The sequence below is a fragment of the Streptomyces niveiscabiei genome, assembly GCF_001419795.1.
GTDB classification, from domain to species: domain Bacteria; phylum Actinomycetota; class Actinomycetes; order Streptomycetales; family Streptomycetaceae; genus Streptomyces; species Streptomyces niveiscabiei.
The window spans coordinates 1-2,829 of the sequence record NZ_LIRL01000773.1; the positions used below are offsets into that span (position 1 = coordinate 1).

3 protein-coding genes are annotated in these 2,829 nt (G+C 72.1%); all 3 read left to right on the forward strand.

Annotated elements, in window-relative coordinates; genetic code table 11:
• Nucleotides 1-908 (forward strand): asparaginase (locus tag AOK24_RS33180; RefSeq protein ID WP_055723721.1); only part of this gene is annotated, 908 nt, incomplete at its 5' end.
• Nucleotides 909-1,073: 165 nt separating this feature from the next.
• The gene (aspA, locus tag AOK24_RS33185; RefSeq protein WP_055723722.1) at nt 1,074-2,483 is read left to right on the forward strand and encodes an aspartate ammonia-lyase; all 1,410 of its coding nucleotides are present in this window, start codon (nt 1,074-1,076) and stop codon (nt 2,481-2,483) included.
• A gap of 133 nt (nt 2,484-2,616) precedes the next feature.
• Nucleotides 2,617-2,829, forward strand: a 213-nt coding sequence (locus AOK24_RS48805; protein ID WP_206191308.1) for a hypothetical protein, incomplete at its 3' end; no start/stop codon positions are given.

Genomic DNA, 2,829 nt, shown 5'->3' on the forward strand with positions numbered 1-2,829 from the left:
TCGTCGTCCTCGGCGCCGGCGGCGAGGTCACCCTCCAGCTCGGCGACATCGAGGCCGCCTTCTACCCGCGCTCCGCCCTCAAGCCCGTCCAGGCCGTCGCCATGGTCCGCGCCGGGCTCCCCCTGGACGGCGGACTCCTCTCCCTGGCCGCCGCCAGCCACTCCGGCGAGGAACGCCACCTCGCCGGGGCCCGGCGGATCCTGGAGGAGGCCGGCGTCTCCGAGTCCGACCTGCGCAACGTCGAGGACATGCCGTACGGCGCCGCGCAGCGCGAGCAGTGGATCAGGGACGGCCGGGGGCCCTCGCGGCTCGCGCAGAACTGCTCCGGGAAGCACGCGGCGATGCTCTATACCTGCAAGCTCAACGGCTGGCCCCTGGAGGGCTACCTCGACCCCGGGCACCCCCTCCAGCAGGCCATCGCCGAGATCGTCGAGGACCTTACCGGGCAGCGCATCGCCCAGGTCACCGTCGACGGGTGCGGGGCACCCCTGTTCTCCGTCTCCCTGCACGGCCTCGCCCGCGCCGCCGCCCGCATCACCACCGCCGTCCCGGGCACCCCCGAGGCCAAGGTCGCCGACGCCATGCGGGACTTCCCCGAACTGGCCTCCGGCGCCGACCGCGACGTCGCCGCCCTCATGCGGGCCGTCCCCGGGCTGCTCGCCAAGGACGGCTTCGAGGGCGTCGAGGTCGCCGCCCTGCCCGACGGGCGCGCCGTCGCCGTCAAGATCTCCGACGGCGCCGACCGCGCGCGCGTGCCGGTCACCGCCGCCGCCCTCGCGCGCGCGGGCGTCGACCCCGCCCGCCTCACCGCGTTCGCGGGCGAACCCCTTCTCGGCGGCGGCGAACCCGTCGGCGAGGTCCGCGCGGTACGCGCCCTGGATCCGGTCGCCTTTCCCGCCTGCGCGTAGGTCCCCTCGCCCACCCGGCTCACGGGAAGGCCTGGGCATCCGGACGCCGCGCCCGCCTGTGCGGGGCGCGCGCGGCGTCGGGGCAGGGGCGCGGCGAGTGTGCGCGCCGTACCCCTGCCCCGCTCCTCCACACCCTCACCCACCCGAAAGAGGACACCCCTCACCATGACCGCCGTCACCCGCAGCGAGCACGACCTCCTCGGCTTCCGTGACATCCCCGCCGACGCCTACTGGGGCGTCCACACCCTGCGCGCCACCGAGAACTTCCCCATCACCGGTACAGCCATCTCCGCCTACCCGCACCTCATCGACGCCCTCGCCGCCGTCAAGGAGGCCGCCGCCCTCGCCAACGAGGAACTCGGGCTGCTCGCCCCCGAGAAGGCCGCCGCGATCGTCGCCGCGTGCCGGGAGATCCGCGCGGGCAAGCTGCACGAGCAGTTCGTCGTCGACGTCGTCCAGGGAGGTGCCGGGACCTCCACGAACATGAACGCCAATGAGGTCATCGCCAACCGGGCGCTCGAACTGCTGGGGCACGCCAAGGGGGAGTACCAGTTCCTGCACCCCAACGAGGACGTCAACCTCGGCCAGTCGACCAATGACGTCTACCCGACGGCTGTCAAGGTCGCGACGGTCTTCGCGGTCCGTGGACTGCTCAAGGCGATGGCTGTACTCCAGGACGCGTTCGGCCGCAAAGCCGTCGAGTTCCGTGACGTGCTCAAGATGGGCCGTACACAGTTGCAGGACGCGGTTCCCATGACGCTCGGTCAAGAGTTCTCGGCCTATGCCGTCATGATTGACGAGGACCGCAGCCGTCTTGACGAGGCCGTCGAGTTGATCCATGAGATCAACCTGGGCGCCACCGCCATCGGCACCGGCCTCAACGCCCCCGCCGGATACGCCGAGGCCGCCCGCCGCCACCTCGCCGACATCACCGGCCTGCCGCTCGTCACCGCCGCGAACCTCGTCGAGGCCACCCAGGACTGCGGCGCGTTCGTCCAGATGTCCGGCGTCCTCAAGCGGATCGCCGTCAAGCTCTCCAAGAGCTGCAACGACCTGCGCCTGCTCTCCTCCGGCCCGCGCGCGGGGCTCGGCGAGATCAACCTGCCGCCCGTCCAGGCCGGTTCGTCGATCATGCCGGGGAAGGTCAACCCGGTCATCCCCGAGGTCGTCAACCAGGTCGCCTTCGAGGTCATCGGCAACGACGTCACCATCACCATGGCGGCGGAGGCCGGACAGCTCCAGCTGAACGCGTTCGAGCCGATCATCCTGCACTCCCTCTCCGAGTCCATCACCCACCTGCGCGCGGCCTGCCTCACGCTCGCCGAACGCTGCGTGGACGGCATCACCGCGAACACCGAGCGCCTGCGCGAGACCGTCGAGAACTCCATCGGCCTCGTCACCGCCCTCAACCCGCACATCGGCTACGAGGCGGCCACCGACATCGCCAAGGAGGCCCTGGAGACCGGCCGGGGCGTCGCCGAACTCGTCCTGGAGAAGGGCCTGTTGCCGGCGGAGTCCCTCGCCGCGCTGCTGCGCCCCGAAGCGGTCGCGGGAAGCGGATCGCCGCTCGCGTGAGGCCGGGCACGGACGCGGGGGTGGTACTGGTACCACCCCCAAGTCGGGCCCCAGCATGATCGATCCGGCACCGTGCCGGGCCCGAACATCGAGTCGTACGCCGCGCCGCCTCGCGCGGCAGTGAGGGGATTCGATGTCCAGGTTCTCGACGTTCTCGGTGTTCTCGGCCTTCCCGGCGGGCCCGCAGTTCTCGGCGTGTGCGCCGTCGACGTCCGGTGTCCGCAAGGGGGCCGCTGTCTTCGGCGCGGTGGCCGCAGTCCTGGCACTGACGGCAGCAGGCCCGACCACGGCCCAGGCCGCTGCACACCCCGCCCTGACGGCCGCCCCCCTCCAGCCGATCCCACCC

Excerpts from the sequence above, each read along its gene's own strand:
- aspA (WP_055723722.1), top strand. The coding sequence starts at position 1,074 with ATGACCGCCGTCACCCGCAGCGAGCACGACCTCCTCGGCTTCCGTGAC.